This is a genomic window from Pseudomonas sp. NPDC087342 (assembly GCF_044744265.1).
Lineage (GTDB): Bacteria > Pseudomonadota > Gammaproteobacteria > Pseudomonadales > Pseudomonadaceae > Aquipseudomonas > Aquipseudomonas nunensis.
The window spans coordinates 106882-130410 of the sequence record NZ_JBIUXZ010000013.1 but is presented as its reverse complement, the minus strand read 5'-3'; the positions used below and the strand labels follow the sequence as shown (position 1 = coordinate 130410).

Sequence of the window (23529 nt, the reverse complement as noted above, 5' to 3'; positions counted from 1 at the left end):
CAAGCCTCGCTCCTACAGGTTTGCGCGAACTGAACCCTGTAGGAGCGAGGCTTGCCCGCGAAGGCGGCTCCGATAACACCCATTTCTTTCCCGCAAGCAAAAAAACGGCCCGCCTCCAACAGGAGACGGGCCGTTTTTATGTCAGCGAAAGATCAGAGCCTCAGCCCCTCCCCATCACTTATTCAAGCGGAAATCCGCTTCGGCTGCAGCAAAGCGCATCAGCATGCCTTTGGTCGGCGCGCCCAGCTTGCTGACGATGTAGATCGCCAGGCTGGCAAAGATGAAGCCCGGGATAATTTCGTACAGACCCAGCAGTTCGAAATGTTTCCAGACGATCACAGTGATTGCACCGACCAGGATGCCGGCCAATGCGCCGTTGCGGGTCATGTCTTTCCAGATTACCGAGATCAGCACAACCGGACCGAACGCGGCACCGAAACCGGCCCAGGCGTAGCTGACCAGACCCAACACGCGGTTGTTCGGGTTAGCGGCCAATGCGATCGCGATCAGGGCCACCAGCAACACCATGGCGCGGCCGACCCAGACCAGTTCAACCTGAGAAGCGGATTTGCGCAGGAAGGTTTTGTAGAAGTCTTCGGTCAGGGCGCTGGAGCACACCAGCAACTGGCAGCTCAGGGTGCTCATCACCGCCGCCAGAATGGCCGACAGCAACACACCGGCAATCCACGGGTTGAAGAGGATTTTCGCCAGTTCGATAAACACGCGCTCATGGTTTTCGGTCACAGGACCGGCCACTTCAGGGTGCGCCGAGAAGTAAGCGATACCGAAGAAACCAACAGCGACGGTGCCGCCCAGGCACAGGATCATCCAGGTCATGGAGATGCGGCGAGCGTTAGCGATCGACTTGACCGAATCCGCCGCCATGAAACGCGCCAGGATGTGCGGTTGGCCGAAGTAACCCAGGCCCCAGCCCATCAGCGAGATGATGCCGATGAAAGTGGTGTTTTTCAGCATGTCGAAGTTGCTTGGGTCTTGCGCTTCGATGGCCAGGAACGTGGTGTCGACGCCGCCGGTGGCCAGCAACACGATGATCGGCGTCAGCAGCAGGGCGAAGATCATCAGGGTGGCTTGTACGGTATCGGTCCAGCTCACTGCCAGGAAACCGCCAACGAAGGTGTAGGCAATCGTCGCCGCAGCACCGGCCCACAGCGCAGTCTCGTAGGACATGCCGAAGGTGCTTTCGAACAGACGAGCGCCGGCCACGATGCCGGAGGCACAGTAAATAGTGAAGAACACCAGGATCACGATGGCAGAGATGATCCGCAGCAGACCGCTTTTGTCTTCGAAACGGCTGGAGAAGTAATCCGGCAGGGTCAACGCATCGCCGTTGTGCTCGGTCTGCACGCGCAGACGGCCGGCGACGAACAGCCAGTTCAGATAAGCACCGACGATCAGGCCGATGGCGATCCAGCTTTCAGACAAACCGGACATGTAGATGGCGCCCGGCAGGCCCATCAACAACCAGCCGCTCATGTCGGAGGCGCCGGCGGACAATGCCGTCACCACGCTGCCGAGGCTGCGACCGCCCAGAATGTAGTCAGAAAGGTTGTTGGTGGAGCGATAGGCCATGAAGCCGATCAGCACCATTGCTGCGATGTAGATCACGAACGTGATCAGTGTTGGATTACTTACGCTCATTCGAGTGGTGCCCTGGCTTTGTTTTTATGTAGCGGCGAAGTGTGAAACGCCGACAAACGACAACGTTTGTTGAAACGATTTCCAGCCCCGCGCATTTATGACTGATGTTTCCCCAGGAAAGCCATCAGCCGGTGCACCTGTCTTTTTTGACCGGTTGCACCTTGGGCGCGAATCCTATTCAACAACGCAAATGAGGTGCAACCTGTTTCTTGAGAATTAGTTGCACCTAGTCCGATTTTCATGAAAAAGCCCTGTTTTTGCTCCCTTTTAGGGCAGTCAGGCTCGTTTGCTAGAAGTAAAAGCACCAAGCAGGAGCGGTACGTTCGTACCGGAATTTAATTCCTGACGAGCCGCTTATTATTCCGACAAAAAAAGGGTTGCACCCGGTTGCACCTCGACCAGCGCACAGCTAATCTTGCCGCCAGCTGATGCCACGCGGTCGTGGCAAACATGAGGATAAAAATATGGCTACCACCACCCTTGGGGTCAAACTTGATGACCCAACCCGCGAGCGCCTCAAGGCCGCCGCGACCTCGATTGATCGCACGCCGCACTGGCTGATCAAGCAGGCAATTTTCAATTACCTGGAAAAACTCGAGGGTGGTGCAACCCTGACCGAGCTGAGTGGCTTGACCGGCAAAGACGCCGATGACGCTGGCGAAGTGCATGCCGATCACGCCCACCAGTGCTTCCTCGAATTCGCCGAAAGCATCCTGCCGCAATCGGTCCTGCGCGCTTCGATCACCTCTGCATACCGTCGCCCGGAACCGGAAGTGGTGCCGATGCTGATGGAACAGGCACGCCTGCCTGCGGCGATGGCCGAAGCCACCAACAAGCTCGCTTCCTCGATCGCCGACAAATTGCGCAATCAGAAAAGCGCCGGTGGCCGTGCCGGGATTGTTCAGGGCCTGTTGCAGGAATTTTCCCTGTCGTCCCAGGAAGGCGTAGCACTGATGTGCCTCGCCGAAGCGCTGTTGCGCATCCCGGACAAAGGCACCCGTGACGCCCTGATCCGCGACAAAATCAGCACCGGCAACTGGCATCCGCACTTGGGCAACAGTCCGTCGCTGTTCGTCAACGCCGCCACTTGGGGCTTGTTGCTGACCGGCAAACTGGTCGCTACCCATAATGAAGCCGGCCTGACGTCGTCCTTGAGCCGCATCATCGGCAAGAGCGGCGAGCCGATGATCCGCAAGGGCGTCGACATGGCCATGCGCCTGATGGGCGAGCAGTTCGTCACCGGCGAAACCATCGCTGAAGCCCTGGCCAACGCGAGCAAGTTCGAATCCAAGGGCTTCCGCTATTCCTACGACATGCTGGGTGAAGCCGCACTCACCGAGCACGACGCCCAGAAGTACCTGGCCTCGTACGAACAAGCCATTCATTCGATCGGCAAAGCCTCCCACGGTCGTGGGATTTATGAAGGCCCGGGCATTTCCATCAAATTGTCGGCACTGCACCCGCGATACAGCCGCGCGCAGTACGAGCGTGTGATGGACGAGTTGTACCCGCGCCTGTTGTCGCTGACTTTGCTGGCCAAGCAATACGACATCGGCCTGAACATCGACGCCGAAGAAGCCGACCGCCTTGAGCTGTCGCTGGATCTGCTCGAGCGCCTGTGCTTCGAGCCGCAGCTGACTGGCTGGAACGGCATCGGTTTCGTGATCCAGGCCTATCAAAAGCGTTGCCCGTATGTGATCGACTACGTGATCGACCTGGCTCGTCGCAGCCGTCATCGCCTGATGATCCGCCTGGTGAAAGGCGCGTACTGGGACAGCGAAATCAAGCGCGCCCAGGTCGAAGGCCTGGAAGGCTATCCGGTCTACACCCGCAAGGTGTACACCGACGTTTCCTACATCGCTTGCGCACGCAAATTGCTGTCGGTGCCGGAAGTCATCTACCCGCAATTCGCAACGCACAACGCCCACACCCTGTCGGCCATTTACCACATCGCCGGTCAGAACTATTACCCCGGCCAGTACGAGTTCCAGTGCCTGCACGGCATGGGTGAACCGCTGTACGAACAGGTTGTAGGCAAAGTTTCCGATGGCAAGTTGAACCGTCCGTGCCGTGTGTACGCACCGGTCGGGACGCACGAAACACTGTTGGCGTACCTGGTGCGTCGTCTGCTGGAAAACGGGGCGAACACTTCGTTCGTCAACCAGATCGCCGATCAGTCCATCTCGATCCAGGCGTTGGTCGCCGATCCAGTGGCCAGCATTGAGCGCATGGCGACGACGGAAGGTGGTTTCGGCCTGCCGCACCCGCGTATCCCGCTGCCGCGTGACCTTTATGGTGCCGAGCGCGCCAACTCCAGCGGCATCGACATGGCCAACGAACATCGTCTGGCGTCGCTGTCCTGCGCATTGTTGGCCACCGCACACAACAACTGGAAAGCCGCGCCGATGCTCGGTTGCGCCTCCAGCACTGAAACTCCTGCGCCGGTGCTGAACCCGTCGGATCTGCGTGACGTAGTCGGTCATGTACAGGAAGCAACCGTCGAAGACGTCGACAACGCCATCCAGTGCGCCCTGAATGCCGGGCCGATCTGGCAGGCCACCCCGCCCGCCGAACGCGCCGCGATCCTGGAACGTGCCGCCGATTTGATGGAAGGCGAGATCCAGCCACTGATGGGCCTTTTGGCTCGCGAAGCCGGCAAGACCTTCGCCAACGCCATCGCCGAAGTCCGTGAAGCCGTGGATTTCCTGCGTTATTACGCGGTGCAGGCACGCAACGATTTCACCAACGACGCCCACCGCCCATTGGGCCCGGTAGTTTGCATCAGCCCATGGAACTTCCCGCTGGCAATCTTCAGTGGTCAAGTCGCCGCTGCACTGGCTGCCGGTAACCCGGTACTGGCCAAACCTGCGGAACAAACCCCGCTGGTGGCGGCTCAAGCCGTGCGTTTGCTGCTCGAAGCCGGGATCCCGGAAGGCGTGCTGCAACTGCTGCCGGGCCGTGGCGAAACCGTTGGCGCTCGCCTGGTCGGTGACGATCGGGTTAAAGGCGTGATGTTCACCGGTTCGACTGAAGTCGCTCGCTTGCTGCAACGTAACGTCGCGGGTCGTCTTGATGCACAAGGTCGTCCGATTCCGCTGATCGCTGAAACCGGCGGCCAGAACGCGATGATCGTCGATTCTTCGGCACTGACCGAACAGGTTGTGATCGACGTGGTTTCATCCGCGTTCGACAGCGCTGGTCAGCGTTGCTCGGCACTGCGCGTGCTGTGCTTGCAGGAAGATTCCGCCGACCGTGTCATCGAAATGCTCAAGGGCGCCATGGCTGAATGCCGTCTCGGCAACCCTGAGCGCCTGTCCGTGGACATCGGCCCGGTGATCGACGCCGAAGCCAAGGCTGGCATCGAGAAACACATCCAGGCCATGCGCGACAAAGGTCGCAACGTGTACCAAGTGGCCATCGCCGACGGCGAAGAAGTCAAACGCGGCACCTTCGTGATGCCAACCCTGATCGAACTGGAAAGCTTCGACGAACTGCAACGGGAAATCTTCGGCCCGGTGCTGCACGTGGTTCGCTACAAACGCAAAGACATCGATCAACTGATCGGCCAGATCAACGCTTCCGGCTACGGCCTGACCCTGGGCGTGCACACCCGCATCGACGAGACCATCGCCAAGGTGATCGACAACGTCAATGCCGGTAACGTCTACGTGAACCGCAACATCGTTGGCGCCGTGGTTGGCGTGCAGCCGTTTGGTGGCGAAGGTCTGTCGGGCACCGGTCCGAAAGCCGGTGGTCCGCTGTACTTGTACCGTCTGCTGTCGACACGTCCTACGGATGCGATCGAACAATCCTTCGCTCGCGGTGATGCCATCGCTGCGCCGGACGTGCGTTTGCGCGATGCCATGAGCAAGTCGCTGACTGCCCTGAAAACCTGGGCCGACAGCAACCAGTTCGCCGACCTGAGCACCCTGTGCGTGCAGTTCGCCGCGCAATCGCAAAGCGGGATCACCCGCGTACTGGCCGGCCCGACCGGCGAGCGCAACAGCTACGCGATCCTGCCGCGTGAACACGTGTTGTGCCTGGCAGAAGTCGAAGGCGACCTGCTGACGCAACTGGCGGCGGTGTTGGCCGTCGGTGGTTCGGCGGTGTGGCCGGAAGCTGACGTGACCAAGGCATTGTTCGCACGTCTGCCGAAGGAGATTCAGGCGAAGATCAAGCTGGTTTCCGACTGGAACAAGGACGAAGTGGTGTTTGATGCGGTTCTGCATCATGGCCATTCCGATCAGCTGCGCGCGGTGTGCCAGCAAGTGGCCAAGCGTGCCGGGGCGATTGTCGGGGTTCACGGCTTGTCCCAGGGCGAGACCAACATTGCGCTGGAGCGTCTGGTGATTGAGCGGGCGTTGAGTGTTAACACGGCTGCGGCGGGTGGTAATGCGAGCTTGATGACTATCGGTTAAAACCGATCAACCGGGCACCTGCAATGGTGTCTGGCTTAGCAATAATCCCTGTGGGAGCGAGCTTGCTCGCGATCGCGGTGTGTCATCCAATACATTTGTCGGATGACACGCCGCGATCGCGAGCAAGCTCGCTCCCACATTTGTTTTGTGGCGCCTGCTAAGTCGTTGCGCTGCTCCACCATCACGCTCATCAATCATCCTGTTCAGCTTTTATTCCCACGCCTAGACTCGGTCCATTCCAAAAAAAGGTAGGCCGACATGTCCGAGACGTTGCTCAGTTCCCGCAATCTGGCTTTCGAGCTGTACGAAGTCCTCGATGCCGAGGGCCTGACCCAGCGTGAGCGGTTCGCCGAGCACAATCGCGAGACGTTCGACGCCGCCATCGGCACCGCCCGCAGCATCGCCGAGAAGTTCTTCGCGCCGCACAACCGCAAGAACGACGAGAACGAGCCGCGCTATGAGAACGGTCAGGCGATTCTGATTCCTGAAGTGAAACCGGCGGTGGATGCGTTCCTCGAAGCCGGTTTCCTCAACGCCGCGCGCAGTTTCGACGCCGGCGGCATGCAACTTCCTACATTGTTGTCCCAGGCCTGTTTTGCGCATTTCCAGTCAGCCAACGCGGCGTCGACCTCGTATCCGTTCCTGACCATGGGCGCGGCGAACCTGATCGAGAGCTTCGGCACCGAAGAGCAAAAACAACGCTTCCTGCAACCGATGATCGACGGGCGTTTCTTCGGCACCATGGCGCTGACCGAGCCTCACGCCGGGTCGTCGCTGTCGGATATTCGTACACGCGCCGAGCCGGCGTCTGACGGCACCTATCGACTCAAGGGCAACAAGATCTTCATCTCCGGTGGCGATCACCCACTGTCGGAAAACATCGTGCACATGGTGCTGGCCAAGTTGCCGGACGCACCGGCCGGCGTGAAGGGCATTTCGCTGTTTATCGTGCCCAAGTTTCTGGTCAACGATGACGGCAACCTCGGCCAGCGCAACGACGTGTTGCTGGCCGGTTTGTTCCACAAGATGGGCTGGCGCGGCACCACCTCCACCGCGTTGAACTTCGGCGATAACGGCGAATGTGTCGGCTATCTGGTGGGCAAGCCGCACTACGGCTTGAGCTACATGTTCCAGATGATGAACGAGGCGCGGATCGGCGTCGGCATGGGCGCGGTGATGCTTGGCTACGCCGGGTATCTGTACTCGCTGGAATATGCCCGCGAACGTCCACAAGGCCGCGTGCCGGACAGCAAGGATCCGAACACCGCTCCGGTGGCGATCATTCAACACGCCGACGTCAAGCGCATGCTGCTGACGCAAAAAGCCTACGTCGAAGGTTCGTTCGATCTGGGGCTCTACGCGGCGCGGCTGTTCGATGACACCACGACTCTGGAAACAGAAGAGGCGCGCAAGCAGGCCCATGAGTTGCTGGATTTGCTCACGCCAATCGTCAAATCCTGGCCATCGGAGTTCTGCCTGAAGGCCAACGAACTGGCGATTCAGATTCTCGGCGGCCACGGTTACACCCGCGAGTATCCGGTGGAGCAGTATTACCGCGACAACCGTTTGAACCCGATCCATGAAGGCACCCACGGCATTCAGTCGCTGGACTTGCTCGGGCGTAAATTGGCGCAGAACGGCGGCGCCGGGCTCAAGCAATTGATTCGGCTGATCGCCAACACCGCCGAACGCGCCCAGGCCTACGATTCACTGACTGCACTGCGTGAGCCGTTGGAAAAACTGGTGGCGCGTCTGCAAACCGTCACCATCGGCCTGCTGACCGATCTGGGCCAGGGCAAGGTCAACAGCAGCCTCGCGAACTCGGCGCTGTACCTGAAAGTGTTCGGGCACACGGTGATTGGCTGGCGCTGGCTGGAACAGGCGATTCGCGCTGAAGAAGGGTTGGCGAAAGGGAATGCGGCGGATGTGAGCTTCTATAAAGGCAAGCTACAGGCCGCGCGGTATTTCCTGACGTGGGAGGTGCCGGGTTGCCACCATGAGCTGGCGATTCTGGAGGCGCGGGATGATGTGTGCCTGACCATGCAAGATGAGTGGTTTTGATCGATCGTAGATTGACGTAACGGCCACAAAAAGATCGCAGCCTCGTTTCACTCGACAGCTCCTACAAGGGATCCGCGTAAACCTGTAGGAGCTGTCGAGTGAAACGAGGCTGCGATCTTTTGATCTTGATCTTTTAACTCAACTTGAACCCACCCATCTGCCGCGCCAAATCATCCGCCAATCGCTGCAACGTCTGGCAATCCTCACGACAAGCCCTGACTTCCCCCGCCGTCGCCCGCGCCAAATCGGAAATCCCCTGCACGTTGCGGTTGATCTCTTCAGTCACCGCCGACTGCTCTTCCGTCGCGGTCGCCACTTGATGGTTCATGTCACTGATGCGCTCGATCTGTCCGGTAATCGCGGTCAACGACGTCCCGGTGCGCTGGCTCGACTCAACCCCAGTACCCGTCGCCGCCTGCCCCGAATGCATCGACGACACGGCATTTTCCGCGCCTTGCTTGAGGCTGCCGATCATTTGCTGAATCTCGTCGGTAGAAGACTGGGTCCGTCGCGCCAGCGTCCGCACTTCATCCGCAACCACCGCAAACCCGCGCCCCATGTCACCGGCGCGCGCCGCTTCAATCGCGGCGTTCAGCGCCAACAGGTTGGTCTGCTCGGAAATCCCGCGAATCACTGCCAGCACCTGGTCGATCGACGCCACTTGATGCGCCAACTCCCCCACCGCCGTGGCGGCGACGCCGATTTCGTCGGACATGCTTTCTATATGGCGGATCGAACCACCGACCACTTCCCGGGCCTGTAGCGCTTCATCGCGAGCGGTTTGCGAAGCGACCGCTGCGTTGCCAGCGTTCTGGGCGATTTCCTGTACGGTCAGGCCCATCTCGTGAACGGCGGTGGCGACCATGTCGGTCATTTCCTGCTGACGCCCGGAACGCTCGGCGGTGTTATCGACCACCTTCGCCACCTGGCCGACCGCAGTGCGCAGACGCTCGCTGGTGGTCAGCACTTCGCCGATCATGTCGCGCTGACTTTCGAGGAATCGATTGAAGCCCCGCGCCAGGTCGCCCAACTCATCGGCGCGGCTGGAATCTAACCGGTGGGTCAAATCTCCACCACCGCTACCGATAGCTACCAGCGCCGCTGTTACCTGACGGATCGGTCGAACCATCCCACGAGCCAGCAACACCACCAGCATCAGGCACACCAGTGCCACCGCGAGGCCGATCGCGCTGCTCATCCACATGGCGCGACGCGCCTCGGCGTAGATCTGCGACTGTGGCACTTCGGCCACCAGGGTCCAACCGAGATCGCGCAGTGGCAGGCTTAGCGCCAGATAATCTTCGCCCTCGCGAACAAAGCTGCTGTTGGTGGCAGCTTTTTGACCCATGACCGCTTGCGCCGCCGGAGCACCGATCTGCTCGGCCAGGGTGCGTTTACCGCTGAATTGCGCCTCGGGGTGAACCTGGATCAAACCGTCGGAACGCACGAGGTAGACCTTGCCGCGCTCACCGAAGTTGAAGTTGTGGATCAGCTCCGACAGCTCTTTCATGCTCAGCCCAAGCCCGGCAACGCCCACGACTTTGCCGGCCTGCTCGACCTTGAGGTCGATGAACAGCGCCAATTCTCCGGTCGCGGTGTCATTGTCGATATTGAGGGTGCGCGGCTGGTTGCTGTCGAGAAAGGAATAGAACCAGGCGTCCTTGGGGTTGGAGCGGCTGAGGGTCCGGTCCAGGCCTTTTTCGGTGAGGTAGTGGTTGGAAGCGGTGCCGACGATCAGCGCGGTAAAGGCTTTGTGCTCGGCGCGGATGCCTTCCAGATACTTCACGAACGTGTCGGTCTGGGCACTGTTTTCACCCCCGGCCAACCAGTCGCGCACCATGCTGTTGCTGGCGATGTCCTTGGCGGCAGTGAGGGGCTGGACGAGGATGCGCTCGATGTCGTTGCGCATCGCTTCGATGCTCGACGGCAGCGCCTGTTCGACCAGATAACTCTGGGCAAGGCGGTTGACCACCAGGGTATAAACGCCAACCACGATCAGAATACTGATCAGCAGGGCGGTGCCCATACTCAGGATCAACTGCCATTGAATACTGCGTCGCCAGAACTGCATGGAACACCCCCAAAGAATAAGTGGCTGAAACACTGCAACAGCCGTGCCGATTGTATACAACGCAGTCGACAAATTTATTCTTTGGTTGTGCTCAAAGCCGATCAGGCCTGATTGATCGTCTTGGCGATCACTTCAACCGTGGCGCTGACTTGCTCTTGGTAACGGTCGAGTTCCTGCTGGTGCTGCTTTTTCATTTCGATCTGCTGGGAGCACAGATTCATCGCTGCCAGTACCAACAAGCGGTCACCGATCAGTGTCGGGTATTTCTTTTTGGTGTCGGCCAGGGCCGCCTTCAACATCATGGCGGCGTCCAGCAGGGTCTGCTCTTCCCCGGCCGGCGCCTTGATCGAATAGTCCTCCCCCAGGATCGAGACGACTTTTACCCCTGCGGCGCCCTGATTCATGCGCTGACAGGGCCGGCGCTGACGCGCTCAACCAAGGCCTGGATACGTGCGGCGGTGGCGCCTTGTTTCTCTTCCTGTTCCATCAGGCTCAGTTGCAGGCTTTCGTTTTCATCCTTGGCCTGGGCCAGTTCGGCGCTCAGGGTCTGGTTGGTGCCGAGCAGGCTCTGGTTCTGTTGCACCAGGTCGCTGACCAGTTGTTCCAATTGACTCAGGGATGCTTCCAACATTTTGATTTTCCAGGCTTTTTCAAAGGGCGCGTACGATAAAGAAAAGTCACCACGGATGCCAGGGTTATTGGGGCGCAAAGCCTTGATTTTCCTGACGGGCGACCTTCCTCGCGAGTTTTAAAGACTGTGATTGGCAGATCTGGTTCCTGCACTTCGTCGCCGGAAAACGCCTGCGACAAATACGCGCAGGGGCTCAAGACTTTAGTCGTAGAACCGATAAGCCATGCATACAGCAGTCTCAGCCCCGCACGGATGCGCTTTTCCCGGTAAACACCATGTCCCTCCGTAATATGAATATCGCCCCGCGGGCGTTCCTCGGGTTTGCCCTGATTGGCGCTCTGATGCTGATCCTGGGGGTATTTTCCCTGAACCAGATGAGCAAGATTCGCGCAGCCGGTGAAGACATCGCCAACGCCAGCGTGCCGAGCATCAAGAGCCTCGACGAATTTACTCAGCTGACCCTGCGTCTGCGCGTGCTGTCCTACCGTTTGCTGATCAACCGCGAACCGGACGTGCAGCAAAAAACCATGGAGCTGTTCGACCAGCGCAACCAGCAAATCCGTGATGCTCAACGGGTCTATGAACCGTTGATCGACGGCCCGCAGGAACGCGCGGCGTATGACCAGTACGTGCAGTTGCTGGCGCAGTACCGTCAACTCGAAGACCGGATGAAGAGCCTCTCGCGCAACAATCAGGTGGATGAGCTGAGCAAAATGCTCAACACCGAACTGCTGACCAACTCTGAAGCGGTCAACAAGGCCCTCGCGAAATTGCTGGAGATCAATACCCAGCAGATTGCCGAGACCGATAAAGGGGCGAGCGATCAGTATTCGGCGTCCTTTAACCTGGTCATCACCCTGTTGGTCATCGCCACCGGCCTGACCCTGCTGTTCGCCTGGCTGCTGACTAACAGCATCACCAAGCCGATCGCCAACGCCTTGAGCGCTGCCGAAGAAATCGCCGAGGGCAACCTGACCCGCCCGATCACCGTCGATGGCGAAGATGAAGCAGGCCGTTTGCTGCTGGCCATGTCGAAGATGCAGGAAAAGCTGCGCGACACCCTGCAACGGATTTCCGGCTCGGCTACACAATTGGCGTCCGCCGCTGAAGAGTTGAACAGCGTCACCGACGAAAGCGCCCGGGGCCTGACCCAGCAGAACAACGAAATCGAACAAGCCGCCACTGCGGTCAACGAAATGACCAGCGCCGTGGAAGAAGTCGCGCGCAACGCGGTGAGCACCTCCGAAGCCTCGAAAAACGCCACCACCTCCGCCGGTGACGGCCGTGACCTGGTGCAGGAAACCGTCAGCGCCATCGAACGCATGAGCGCCGACGTGCAGAGCACCGCGACGCTGATCGGCGACCTGGCCAACGAATCCCGCGACATCGGCAAGGTGCTGGACGTGATTCGTGGTTTGGCGGATCAAACCAACTTGCTGGCCCTGAACGCAGCGATTGAAGCAGCCCGTGCTGGTGAAGCCGGGCGTGGTTTTGCGGTGGTGGCGGATGAGGTTCGTGCCCTGGCGCACCGTACCCAGCAATCGACCAGCGAAATCGAACGCATGATCGGCAGCATCCAGAGCGGCACCGAGCACGCCGTGGATTCGATGCGCAACAGCACCGAACGCGCGGAATCGACGCTGAACATCGCCCGTGGCGCGGGGATGTCGCTGGACACGATCAACAGTGCGATTGTCGAAATCAACGAACGCAACCTGGTCATCGCCAGCGCGGCGGAAGAGCAGGCGCAAGTGGCTCGCGAAGTGGACCGCAACCTGGTGAACATCCGCGATCTGTCGGTGCAATCGGCGACTGGCGCCAACCAGACCAGCGCGGCCAGCAGCGAACTGTCGCGCCTGGCGCTGGACCTGAACAATATGGTTGGGCGGTTTAGCCTGTAACCGAAGATCGCATCACTGCCGAAAAGATCGCAGCCTCGTTTCACTCGACAGCTCCTACAGGTTTACGCAGATCCTTTGTAGGAGCTGTCGAGTGAAACGAGGCTGCGATCTTTTGATCTGCAAAAGCTTTTTGACAGCATCACATTTCAACAGGTTAGAATCGCTGGCACGCAGACTGCATGGTCAGTTTGTGCCCGCCTTTCAGCTTTCTGGAGTATTGCCTTTGAATGCGACGACCATCAACAGCCTGTTCTTGATCGGCGCGTTGCTGGTGGGTGCGAGCATTCTGGTGAGTTCCCTTTCGTCCCGCCTCGGCATCCCGATTCTGGTGATTATCCTGGCCGTGGGCATGGCGGCTGGCGTTGACGGCGGCGGCATTATTTTCGATAACTACCCAACGGCCTATCTGGTGGGCAACCTCGCGTTGGCGGTGATCCTGCTCGACGGCGGTCTGCGCACGCGAGTCGCAAGTTTCCGCGTGGCGTTATGGCCCGCCTTGTCGCTGGCCACGGTCGGGGTGCTGATTACCACCGGGCTGACCGGTATGGCGGCAGCGTGGCTGTTCAACCTGAACATCATTCAGGGCTTGCTGATCGGCGCCATCGTCGGCTCCACCGATGCCGCGGCAGTGTTCTCGCTGTTGGGCGGCAAAGGCCTGAACGAGCGGGTGACCGCCAGCCTCGAAATCGAATCCGGCAGCAACGACCCGATGGCGGTGTTCCTCACCGTGACCCTGATCGACATGCTCGCCAGCGGCCAGACCGGTCTGCACTGGAGCCTGCTCGGGCATTTGGTGCGTGAATTCGGTATCGGTGGCGTCGTCGGCCTCGGCGGCGGCTGGGTCATGTTGCAACTGGTCAACCGCATTAACCTGGCCAACGGCCTCTATCCGATCCTGGTGATTGCCGGCGGCCTGCTGATCTTCGCCCTGACCAACGCCTTGCACGGCAGCGGTTTCCTCGCCGTTTACCTGTGTGGTCTGGTGATCGGCAACCGCCCGGTGCGCAGCCGTCACGGCATTCTGCACATGCTCGACGGCATGGCCTGGCTGGCGCAGATCGGCATGTTCCTCGTGCTGGGCTTGCTGGTCACGCCGCATGACTTGCTGCCCATCGCCCTGCCCGCCCTGGGTTTGGCGCTGTGGATGATTCTGTTTGCCCGGCCACTGTCGGTGATGGTCGGCCTGTTGCCGTTCAAAGCGTTCCACGGTCGCGAGAAAGCCTTTATTGCCTGGGTCGGCCTGCGCGGCGCGGTACCGATCATTCTGGCGGTGTTCCCGCTGATGGCCGGCCTGCCGCACGCCCAGCTCTATTTCAACCTCGCGTTCTTTATCGTGCTGGTGTCGCTGCTGGTGCAGGGCACAAGCTTGCCGTGGGTCGCCAAGCTGTTGAAAGTCACCGTTCCGCCGGAGCCCGCGCCGATCTCCCGTTCGGCCCTGGAGGTCCACGTCACCAGCGAGTGGGAACTGTTCGTTTATCGCCTCGGTGCCGAGAAATGGTGCATCGGCTCCCCGCTTCGCGAGCTGAAAATGCCCGAAGGCACCCGGATCGCGGCCCTGTTTCGTGGCCAGCAACTGCTCCATCCGTCGGGTAGTACGGTGCTTGAAGTCGACGATTTGCTCTGCGTGATCGGCCATGAACACAACCTGACGGCCCTCGGAAAACTCTTCAGCCAAGCGCCGCAACGGGGTCTCGATCTGCGTTTCTTCGGCGACTTCGTACTCGAAGGAGACGCCCAGCTGGCCGCGGTTGCGGCGCTGTACGGGTTGAAAGTCGAAGGCATCGATCCGGACATGTCCCTGGCCCGCTTCATTGCCCAGAAAGTGGGCGGTGCGCCAGTCGTGGGCGACCAGGTGGAGTGGAACAACACCATTTGGACGGTTGCGGTCATGGACGGGAACAAGATCGGCAAAGTCGGCGTCAGATTCCCCGAAGGAAGTCGCCCGGGTCCCGGCTTGTTCCTCTAAACTGCCATTCTTTTCACCTAGTTCCAGACCGGTATCTATGCCAACCCTGCGCTCTTTGTTCACCATTGCCCTGTTGGGCCTGAGTCTCTCCATTGGTACGTTGCAAGCCGGCGAACCGCCGTCCAGCGAAGCTGTGCAGGGAAGCCTGGACAGGATCGCCGACCGCAAACTGCCGGAAGCCGACCAGAAAGCCCTGCAATCGATTCTGCAGAACACGCTGACTCAGCTCACCAGCAAAAGCGATTACGATCAGAAACTGATCGATCTGAAGCAGCAACTGGCCACCGCGCCCAAGCAGAACATCGAGAATCAGCGTGAGCTGGCCCGGCTCAAGGCCACCAAGGTTGCGCCGATCGAGCAGCGCTACGCTAACTCGTCGATCCAGCAACTCGAGCAGATGCTGACCGAGCGCTCCACCCAGCAAGGCGAACTGCAAAAAGCCCTGGCCGAGGCCAACAGCCTGATCATCACCGCCCAGACCCGCCCGGAGCGCGCTCAGGCCGAGATCGCCACCAGCCAGACGCGCATCCAGCAGATCAACAACATCCTCAAGGCCGGCAAAGACAACGGCAAGACCTTGAGCATCGAGCAGCGTGACCAGCTCAACGCCGAACTCGCGGCACTGAATGCCCTGATTCCGCTGCGCCGCCAGGAACTGGCCGGTAACAGCCAGTTGCAAGACCTGGGCAACAGCCAGCACGACTTGCTATCGGAAAAAGTCGCGCGCCAGGATCAGGAAATCCAGGAACTGCAAACCCTGATCAACCAGAAGCGCCTGGCCCAGTCCCAAGAAACCGTGACCCAACAGTCCATCGAAGCGCAGAAGTCCGGCAGCAGCAGCTTGCTGGCCACTGAAAGCGCGATGAACCTGAAACTCTCCGACTACCTGCTCAAAAGCACCGACCGCCTCAACGAAGTCACCCAGCAGAACCTGCAAACCAAGCAGCAACTGGACAGCGTGACCCAGAGCGATTCAGCCCTGGACGAGCAAATCAACGTGCTCAAGGGCAGCCTGCTGCTGTCCAAGATTCTCTATAAACAGAAACAGGCCCTGCCGCGCCTCAAGCTCGACCGCGACCTGGCGGACCAGATTGCCGACATTCGCCTGTATCAGTTTGAAGTCAGCCAGCAGCGGGAACTGCTCAGCAACCCGGCCACTTACGTCGATAACCTGCTGGCGACCCAACCGCCAGAGCAAGTCACCCCGCAGTTGCGCAAAAACCTGCTGGAACTGGCCAACACCCGCGCCGACCTGCTGGAGCGACTGAACCGCGAATTGAGCGCGGTGCTCAACGAATCCATCACGCTGCAACTCAACCAGAAGCAATTGCTCAGCACCGCGCAAAGCCTGCGGGCGACCCTCGACGAGCAGATGTTCTGGATTCCGAGCAACAAGCCGCTGGACCCGGAGTGGATGCGCGGCGTGCCGGAACGCCTTCAACGTCAGGTCACCACGCTGCCCTGGACTTCGAGCCTGAGCGAGTTGAGCGACGGCCTGGTCCAGCGTCCGCTGCTGTTCCTGCCCCTGGTGTTGTTGATCGGTGCCCTGCTGTGGCGGCGCAAGAGTCTGTACGCCCGCCTGAACAAGGTTCACCAGGACATCGGCCACTTCAAGCGTGACAGCCAGTGGCACACGCCCCAGGCGATTCTGATCAATATTCTGCTGGCGATGCCGGTCTCTCTGGGTCTGGCCTTGTGTGGCCTGGCCTTGCAGATCGATGCACGCGGGCAGAACGCCAACATGGGCGCGGCCCTGATACAAATGGGCCAGGCCTGGCTGGTGTTCTACACCGCCTACCGAATCCTCGCGCCGGGTGGCGTGGCCGAACTGCATTTCCGTTGGGAAAAACCTCAGGTCGAGTTCCTGCAAGGTTGGGTTCGACGTCTCGGATTGGTGGTCATGGCGCTGGTTGCCGTGGTGGCGGTCGCTGAACTGCAACCGGCGGCACTGGCCGATGACGTGCTCGGCATGCCGGTGGTGCTGACCTGTTATGCCTTGATGGCCTGGTTGCTCAGTCGCCTGCTGATCAGCAGCCCGACTCACAAAAGCGCTTCGCTGTTCCGCAAGGCCGTGGGGGTCATGTTCACGGTCCTGCCCGTCGCGTTGTTCGTGGCGGTGTGCTTCGGCTACTACTACACCGCGCTGAAACTCAGCGACCGGTTGATCAACACCTTGTACCTGCTGATGTTCTGGCTGGTGATCGAAGCCACGTTCGTCCGTGGTCTCAGCGTCGCGGCCCGGCGCCTGGCCTATCAGCGCGCCCTGGCCAAACGCCAGGCGGCCAAAGAGGCCGGCGATGGGGAAGCGGTGATCGAAGAACCGACCCTGGACATCGAGAAGGTCAACGAACAGTCGTTGCGCCTGATCCGTCTGGCACTGCTCGGCGGTTTCATCGCGGCGCTGTACTGGGTCTGGTCGGACCTGATTTCGGTGTTCTCGTACCTCGACAACGTCACCCTCTACGAATACACCAGCGGCACTGGCGCCAACATGAGCATGGTGCCGATCAGCATCGGCGACATGCTCGGTGCGCTGATCATCATCGGTATCACCTTCGCCCTCGCACGCAACTTGCCGGGTCTGTTGGAAGTATTGGTGCTGTCCAAGCTGAATCTGGCCCAAGGCAGCGCCTACGCGACAACCACGCTGCTGTCCTACGTGATCGCCGGGATCGGTTTCGTCTCGACCCTGTCCACCCTCGGCGTGAGCTGGGACAAGTTGCAATGGCTGGTGGCGGCGCTCTCGGTGGGGTTGGGCTTCGGGATGCAGGAGATCTTCGCCAACTTCATCTCCGGCATCATGATCCTGTTCGAACGTCCGGTGCGGATCGGCGACACCATCACCATCGGCAACCTGTCGGGTACGGTCAGCAAGATCCGCATCCGCGCCACGACCATTACCGACTTCGACCGCAAGGACATCATCGTCCCGAACAAGACGTTCATCACCGGGCAATTGATCAACTGGTCCCTGACCGACACGATCACCCGGGTGACCCTCAAGCTCGGCGTCGACTACGGTTCGGACCTGGACCTGGTCAAATCCCTGTTGCTGCAAGCCGCACGGGATAACCCGCGAGTGCTCAAGGAACCCGAGCCTCACGTGTACTTCCTGAACTTCGGCGAAAGCACCCTCGACCACGAGTTGCGCATGCACGTGCGCGATCTCGGCGACCGCAACCCGGTGCTCGATGAGGTCAACCGCTTCATCAACCACGAGTTCAAGAAGCAGCACATCAACATCTCGTTCCGGCAGATGGAGGTTTACCTGAAGAACCTGCACGGCCAGGAATACAAGTTGGTGCCGGTCGAGGAAGAGAAAAAAACCATCATCTCCCGCGAAGCGCCCCACGAAGCCCTGCGCGACGACCCGATGCAAGAGCCGCCCGAGACCAAACTCGACTAACCGCCTTATCCCTAGCAGAATGCTCGGACATTCTGCTGGAGATGGCCGTTGAAACCCCTCGACGAACTGACCTTCGATAATCGCTTCGCCCGCCTGGGCGACGCGTTTTCAACCCATGTGCTGCCGGAGCCTATTGCGAATCCGCGACTGGTGGTCGCCAGCCCCGCCGCCATGGCGCTGCTGGACCTGGACCCGGCCGTGGCCGAAACGCCGGTGTTCGCCGAACTGTTCGGCGGCCACAAGCTCTGGGCCGAAGCCGAACCACGGGCGATGGTCTATTCCGGGCATCAATTCGGTTCCTACAACCCGCAGCTGGGCGATGGTCGCGGCTTGTTGCTGGGCGAGGTCTACAACGAGGCTGGCGAGCACTGGGACTTGCACCTCAAGGGCGCCGGCCAGACGCCCTACTCACGCATGGGCGATGGCCGCGCGGTACTGCGCTCCTCGATCCGCGAATTTCTCGCCTCCGAAGCACTGAATGCGCTGAACATCCCGACCACTCGCGCCCTGTGCGTGATCGGCTCCGACACGCCGGTCTGGCGTGAGAAACAGGAGCGCGCGGCCATGGTCCTGCGCCTGTCGCCGAGCCATGTGCGTTTCGGGCATTTCGAATATTTCTACTACACCAAGCGCCCCGAGCAGCAAAAAGCACTCGGCGAGCACGTGTTGGCCATGCACTTTCCCGAATGCCTGGAACAGCCGGAACCGTATCTCGCGATGTTCCGCGAGATCGTCGAGCGCAACGCCGAACTGATCGCCAAATGGCAGGCCTATGGTTTCTGTCACGGGGTGATGAACACCGACAACATGTCGATTCTGGGCATCACCTTCGACTTCGGCCCGTTCGCCTTCCTCGATGACTTCGACGCCAACTTCATCTGCAACCACTCCGATGATCAGGGCCGCTATTCCTTCAGCAATCAAGTGCCGATCGGCCAATGGAACCTCAGCGCCCTGGCCCAGGCCCTGACGCCGTTCATCAGCGTCGAAGCCCTGCGCGAAACCCTTGGCCTGTACCTGCCGCTGTACCAGGCGCATTACCTCGACCTCATGCGCCGCCGCCTCGGGCTGACCACCGCCGAAGACGACGACCAGAAACTGCTGGAGCGCTTGCTGCAACTGATGCAGAACAGCGGCGTTGATTACACGTTGTTCTTCCGCCGCCTCGGGGATGACTCACCGGAACTGGCCGTCGCGCGGCTGCGCGATGATTTTGTCGACATCAAGGGCTTCGATGCCTGGGGCGAACTGTATATCGCCCGGGTGGCCCGTGAAGGCGTGGTCGATCAGGAACAGCGCCGGGGTCGGATGCACGCGGTTAATCCGCTGTACATCCTGCGTAACTATCTGGCGCAGAAGGCTATCGATGCAGCAGAGAGTGGCGACTATGCGGAGGTTCGCCGTTTGCATGCAGTCTTGAGTAATCCATTCGAAGAGCAGCCGGGAATGGAGAGCTACGCCGAGCGGCCGCCGGAGTGGGGCAAGCATCTGGAGATCAGTTGTTCGTCGTGAGGCTAAACAACAGAGAACTCAGATTTCATTGACCAACGTTCGCCGTTATAGGCTTCGATGTGATCGTCCATGATCGCCACAAGGCTTGCCAACGAATGGCGCTTTTCAGTGCCGATCATGGCTACCAGTTCCTCGCGCGACTGCACCAGAAGTTCGCATTCGGCTTCTGATTCAGGCCGTTTTAACAACCACGCTATATAAGGCCAATATTCGGCGGCTTGCTTGACGATGTCGCTCATTATTGTTCAACCCTACTGGCGTCGTGGCATTGATACGGGAAAGTACGGTCAAGATTAATAGTAGCCTTGCCCGGAGCAAATCAGTCAGGAGCATCAGACCTCGTAGGGGCTTTCTTTGGATGATGAGAGAAATTTCACTCAAAACCTCTTACTTGATAAACATCATTTCCGACTCCAGATCAGTTCCATCGATTGCCCATTCATCCAGAGCCCGCCATGTCCGACTCATTATTGATCCCCTGCCCCCACTGCAACGGCCTCAACCGCATTCCCGCCGAGCGCCTCAGCGACCATCCGAAATGCGGGCGCTGCAAGGCCGAGGTGCTGCTGAGCAAACCCTTCGAATTGAAGCAAGGCGATTACGCCAGCCAGATCAAGGGTGATTTGCCCCTGCTGGTGGACGTGTGGGCGGAGTGGTGTGGGCCGTGCAAGTCGTTTGCGCCGGTGTTCGAGCAGGCGGCGGGGCAGTTGGCGGGCAAGTGTCGGTTGGCCAAGCTCGATAGCGAGGCGAACCAGCAGTTGTCGGCGCAATTGGGGATTCGCTCGATTCCGAGTTTGATTCTGTTCAAGAACGGCCGGGAAGTGGCGCGCCAGAGCGGGGCGTTTCCGCTGCCGCAGTTGATGAGTTGGTTGCGTAGCCAGGGAATCTAAAGCCACCGCAACACTAAATGTGGGAGCGAGCCTGCTCGCGAAGAGGGAGTGTCAGTCAATGTTGATGTCGACTGACACACCGCATTCGCGAGCAGGCTCGCTCCCACAGTGGTTATGCACTGGCTCCAGAATCAGGCGTTTTCCAGCAGGTTGTGCAGCTCGACAAACTGCTGAGTCAGTTTGTGTCGCGGATCAAGGTGGATCAGCGGTGTGTTGGCCTGGTGGGATTCGCGCATGCGCACCGAGCTGCCCAGGTACACCGGCAACACCGGCAAGCCTTCGGCAATCAGCTCGTCGAGGATTTGCTGCGGCAAACTCGCGCGGGCCTGGAACTGGTTGACCACGATGCCTTCGACCTCCAGCCCTTCGTTGTGGTCTTCCTTCAACTCTTCGATTTCCGCCAGCAGGCCATACAGCGCCTGACGCGAGAAACTGTCGCAGTCGAAAGGAATGAGCACTCGATCAGCGGCAATCAGCGCCGATACCGCATAGAAGTTCAGCGCTGGCGGGGTATCGAGGTAGATCCGGTCGTAGTCTTCGCTCAACTCGTCGAGCAATTTGCGCAGCTTGTTGATCTTGTGTTTGGCCTCAAGCTTGGGCTGCAAGTCGGCCAGCTCGGCGGTGGCGGTGATGACGTGGAGGTTGTCGAACGGAGTTTCGTAGATATCGACCTGGTTTTTCTTCGAGAACGGCCCGGACGAAAGGGTCTGCTTGAAGAAATCGGCGATCCCCATGGGGATGTCATTGCCGGTCAGGCCGGTGAGGTACTGAGTGGAGTTGGCCTGGGCATCGAGATCCACCAACAGGGTGCGATAACCCTCGCTGGCACTGACCGCAGCCAGATTGCAGGCAATGCTCGACTTACCCACCCCACCTTTCTGATTGAACACCACGCGCCGCATGTCAAAACCTCCGTGTATCAAAGAATGACCGAGTGTAGTAGTCCACGGCGTCGCTTAGCTACCTCGCAGGCATGGGGACTACACAGTCAGGTGCATTCTCCTGATGAAAAAAGCGGCGAACTCACGCATTGATCGCAGACAGAACCGACAGACTGGCCCGCGCCGATGTGGATAATGGCCATACGACAGCTTTTTCACGAACCAAACGGTACATTTGATTGCGCAAAATGTAACCAGCATTTGCTACACGCCCGTCGCACCGGGATAATGCGCGCCACTCGGCGTTAAGCGCCACGTCAGGTCGGCCGCAGATTTTGCGACTCACCGCGTCAAGGAAAGCCCGCAGGGGCGGGATGAATCTTTGTGATCAACTTCAACATCGCCCAATGGCGCGCATGGGCCCCTGGGCTCGAAAGCGTGGACGATTGGCAGGCCTGGAGCCGACAACCGGTCGTGCTCCCGTGCAGCGATGCCGCCCCCGACGTATCGTTTCTGCCGGCCATGCAGCGCCGGCGACTCAGCCGCCTGGCGCGGATGGCCTTCAGTGTTGGCTGGCCGTTGGCCGATGGTCGGCAGGACCTACCGTTGGTCTTTATTTCTCGTCACGGCGAGACCCCGCGCACCTTCGATATTCTCAGCGACCTGGCGGCCGATCAGCCATTGTCGCCGACCCAGTTCAGCTTGTCAGTGCACAACGCGATCATTGGCCTGTGGTCGATCATGCGCGGCGAAACCAGCGAAATGACCGCCCTCGCCGCCGCTGGTGACGGGCTTGAACACGGCATGCTTGAGGCTGCGGCACTGCTTTCGGAAGGCGCGCCCGCCGTGCTGCTGGTGGTCACTGAAGAACAACCGCCAGAAGCCTATTCGGCCTGGATCGACGATGTGCCGTTTCCTTACGCGGTCGGTTTGTTGCTCACCCCCGGCACCGACTGGCAGTTGTCCATGAACAGCAACCCGGGTGAGCTGTCCAACGCTCACTGGCCCCATGCCTTGAATCTATTGCGTACCCTGCTCGGCCAGCAGTCAACCTGCCAACATGCCTGGAAAAATCGTGTATGGACCTGGCAACGCAACCCGTAATCGATAAAAACCGCGACGCCTACTACTGGCGCCTGCTGGCCACCGCCGCGAGCTTCACCCTGTTCGGGTTGGGCGGGCTGTGCCTGCGTCTGCTGGTTTTCCCACTGCTCGGCTGCCTGCCCGGCGATGCCCAGGCCCATCGGCTGCGCGCGCGGAAAATCGTCAGTCGCTGTTTCTGGTTTTTTGTCCGTTTCATGGCCCGCACCGGCGTGCTGACCTACGACATTCAGGGTGCGGAAAAACTCGGGCGACCGGGGCAGATGATCATCGCCAATCACCCGTCGCTGATCGACGTCGTGTTTTTGATCGGTCTGATGCCGCACACCAACTGCGTCGTCAAAAAGAGCCTGTGGGAGAATCCGTTTACCCGTGGTCCGTTGCGCCGTACCGAATACATCAGCAACGACGGCAGCATGGACATGCTCGACGCCGCTGCCGACGCGCTGAAAAGCGGCCAGTCCCTGATCATTTTTCCAGAAGGCACGCGCACCCAACCCGGCCAGCCACCGGCCTTTCATCGGGGTGGCGCGGCCATTGCCTTGCGGGGTGCGAAAATCCTCACCCCGGTGATTATCAAGGTCAGCCCGACCACATTGACCAAGGCCGAGCCCTGGTATCGGATCCCAAAACGCCGCGTGCACTTCAGTTTCCGTGTCGGGGCCGATATAGACCCACAGGCCTTTGCCGCACAAGGCCCTGCGCCTCAGGCTTCGCGCAAGCTCAACGATTACCTGCATCACTACTTTATTAAGGAGCTCGCCGAAGATGAGCGATCTGCACCGTGAGATAAAAAACCTGATCATCGAAGCCCTGGGCCTCGAAGACATCAGCGCCGATGACATCGGCGACGACCAGACCCTGTTCGGCGAAGGCCTGGGTCTGGACTCGGTAGACGCTCTGGAACTCGGCCTGGCGATCCAGAAAAAGTACGGCATCAAGATCGATGCCGACGCCAAGGACACCCGTAACCACTTCAGCAACGTGACGAGCCTTGCGGCATTCGTCACTGCAAAACAGGCAGCTTGAGAC

At 59.8% G+C, this 23529-nt stretch carries 16 protein-coding genes and 1 pseudogene; 11 read left to right on the top strand and 6 right to left on the bottom strand.

The window, feature by feature from the left end:
- Positions 1 to 174 precede the first annotated feature (174 nt).
- A complete protein-coding gene (putP, locus tag ACIOYV_RS22665; RefSeq protein ID WP_163907921.1) occupies positions 175 to 1659 on the bottom strand; it encodes a sodium/proline symporter PutP in 1485 nt (494 codons plus the stop codon).
- Positions 1660 to 2123: 464 nt separating this feature from the next.
- On the opposite strand from putP, the gene putA reads away from it, so the two are divergent.
- Both putA and ACIOYV_RS22655 read left to right on the top strand, forming a co-directional pair.
- The gene (gene putA, locus ACIOYV_RS22660; protein ID WP_401327168.1) at positions 2124 to 6077 is read left to right on the top strand and encodes a trifunctional transcriptional regulator/proline dehydrogenase/L-glutamate gamma-semialdehyde dehydrogenase; all 3954 of its coding nucleotides are present in this window, start codon (positions 2124 to 2126) and stop codon (positions 6075 to 6077) included.
- A gap of 258 nt (positions 6078 to 6335) precedes the next feature.
- A complete protein-coding gene (locus ACIOYV_RS22655) occupies positions 6336 to 8138 on the top strand; it encodes an acyl-CoA dehydrogenase (RefSeq protein WP_401327165.1) in 1803 nt (600 codons plus the stop codon).
- 133 nt (positions 8139 to 8271) lie between these two features.
- Here ACIOYV_RS22655 and ACIOYV_RS22650 read toward each other — a convergent pair whose 3' ends face one another.
- From ACIOYV_RS22650 to ACIOYV_RS22640, 3 genes are all read right to left on the bottom strand, one after another.
- Complete coding sequence (locus ACIOYV_RS22650; RefSeq protein WP_401327162.1) at positions 8272 to 10209, bottom strand: methyl-accepting chemotaxis protein; 1938 nt, start codon at positions 10207 to 10209, stop codon at positions 8272 to 8274.
- Positions 10210 to 10310: 101 nt separating this feature from the next.
- Entirely contained in the window at positions 10311 to 10613 is a 303-nt protein-coding gene (locus ACIOYV_RS22645) for a cell division protein ZapA (protein WP_054053209.1), read from the bottom strand.
- Positions 10610 to 10840: a hypothetical protein gene (locus ACIOYV_RS22640; RefSeq protein WP_054053207.1), complete on the bottom strand. Its 231-nt coding sequence runs from the start codon at positions 10838 to 10840 to the stop codon at positions 10610 to 10612. Before ACIOYV_RS22640 ends, ACIOYV_RS22645 begins: the two co-directional genes overlap by 4 nt.
- 275 nt (positions 10841 to 11115) lie before the next feature.
- On the opposite strand from ACIOYV_RS22640, the pseudogene ACIOYV_RS22635 reads away from it, so the two are divergent.
- From ACIOYV_RS22635 to selO, 5 genes and pseudogenes are all read left to right on the top strand, one after another.
- Positions 11116 to 11886: pseudogene (locus ACIOYV_RS22635) on the top strand (MCP four helix bundle domain-containing protein); the annotation flags it as partial.
- Complete coding sequence (locus ACIOYV_RS22630; RefSeq protein ID WP_401327203.1) at positions 11869 to 12741, top strand: methyl-accepting chemotaxis protein; 873 nt, start codon at positions 11869 to 11871, stop codon at positions 12739 to 12741. The pseudogene ACIOYV_RS22635 and the gene ACIOYV_RS22630, both read left to right, overlap by 18 nt.
- A gap of 223 nt (positions 12742 to 12964) precedes the next feature.
- Positions 12965 to 14707, top strand: a complete 1743-nt coding sequence (locus ACIOYV_RS22625) for a potassium/proton antiporter (protein ID WP_054053202.1) — start codon at positions 12965 to 12967, stop codon at positions 14705 to 14707.
- A 37-nt stretch (positions 14708 to 14744) separates the two neighbouring features.
- The gene (mscK, locus tag ACIOYV_RS22620) at positions 14745 to 18113 is read left to right on the top strand and encodes a mechanosensitive channel MscK (RefSeq protein WP_163907911.1); all 3369 of its coding nucleotides are present in this window, start codon (positions 14745 to 14747) and stop codon (positions 18111 to 18113) included.
- A 48-nt stretch (positions 18114 to 18161) separates the two neighbouring features.
- A complete protein-coding gene (selO, locus tag ACIOYV_RS22615; protein ID WP_401327157.1) occupies positions 18162 to 19625 on the top strand; it encodes a protein adenylyltransferase SelO in 1464 nt (487 codons plus the stop codon).
- 2 nt (positions 19626 to 19627) lie between these two features.
- On the opposite strand, the gene ACIOYV_RS22610 is transcribed toward selO, so the two are convergent.
- On the bottom strand, positions 19628 to 19864 hold the full coding sequence (locus ACIOYV_RS22610; protein ID WP_401327155.1) for a hypothetical protein: 237 nt from the start codon (positions 19862 to 19864) through the stop codon (positions 19628 to 19630).
- Between the two features lie 216 nt (positions 19865 to 20080).
- Between ACIOYV_RS22610 and trxC the strand changes: the two genes are divergently transcribed.
- Positions 20081 to 20515 (top strand): thioredoxin TrxC, encoded by a 435-nt coding sequence (gene trxC / locus ACIOYV_RS22605; protein WP_054053186.1) that lies wholly within the window; start codon positions 20081 to 20083, stop codon positions 20513 to 20515.
- 131 nt (positions 20516 to 20646) lie between these two features.
- On the opposite strand, the gene ACIOYV_RS22600 is transcribed toward trxC, so the two are convergent.
- Positions 20647 to 21417, bottom strand: coding sequence for a ParA family protein (locus ACIOYV_RS22600; protein WP_054053184.1), 771 nt, complete (start codon positions 21415 to 21417; stop codon positions 20647 to 20649).
- A gap of 357 nt (positions 21418 to 21774) precedes the next feature.
- Between ACIOYV_RS22600 and ACIOYV_RS22595 the strand changes: the two genes are divergently transcribed.
- The 3 genes from ACIOYV_RS22595 to ACIOYV_RS22585 are packed head-to-tail and all read left to right on the top strand — an operon-like array spanning position 21775 to position 23526.
- Complete coding sequence (locus ACIOYV_RS22595) at positions 21775 to 22500, top strand: beta-ketoacyl synthase chain length factor (RefSeq protein ID WP_401327200.1); 726 nt, start codon at positions 21775 to 21777, stop codon at positions 22498 to 22500.
- Positions 22476 to 23285 carry a 1-acyl-sn-glycerol-3-phosphate acyltransferase gene (locus ACIOYV_RS22590; RefSeq protein WP_163907907.1) on the top strand — a complete coding sequence of 270 codons (810 nt, stop codon included), beginning with the start codon at positions 22476 to 22478 and terminating at the stop codon, positions 23283 to 23285. Before ACIOYV_RS22595 ends, ACIOYV_RS22590 begins: the two co-directional genes overlap by 25 nt.
- Entirely contained in the window at positions 23266 to 23526 is a 261-nt protein-coding gene (locus tag ACIOYV_RS22585; RefSeq protein WP_265042668.1) for a phosphopantetheine-binding protein, read from the top strand. The genes ACIOYV_RS22590 and ACIOYV_RS22585 overlap by 20 nt, the downstream gene beginning before the upstream one ends.
- Positions 23527 to 23529: the final 3 nt, after the last annotated feature.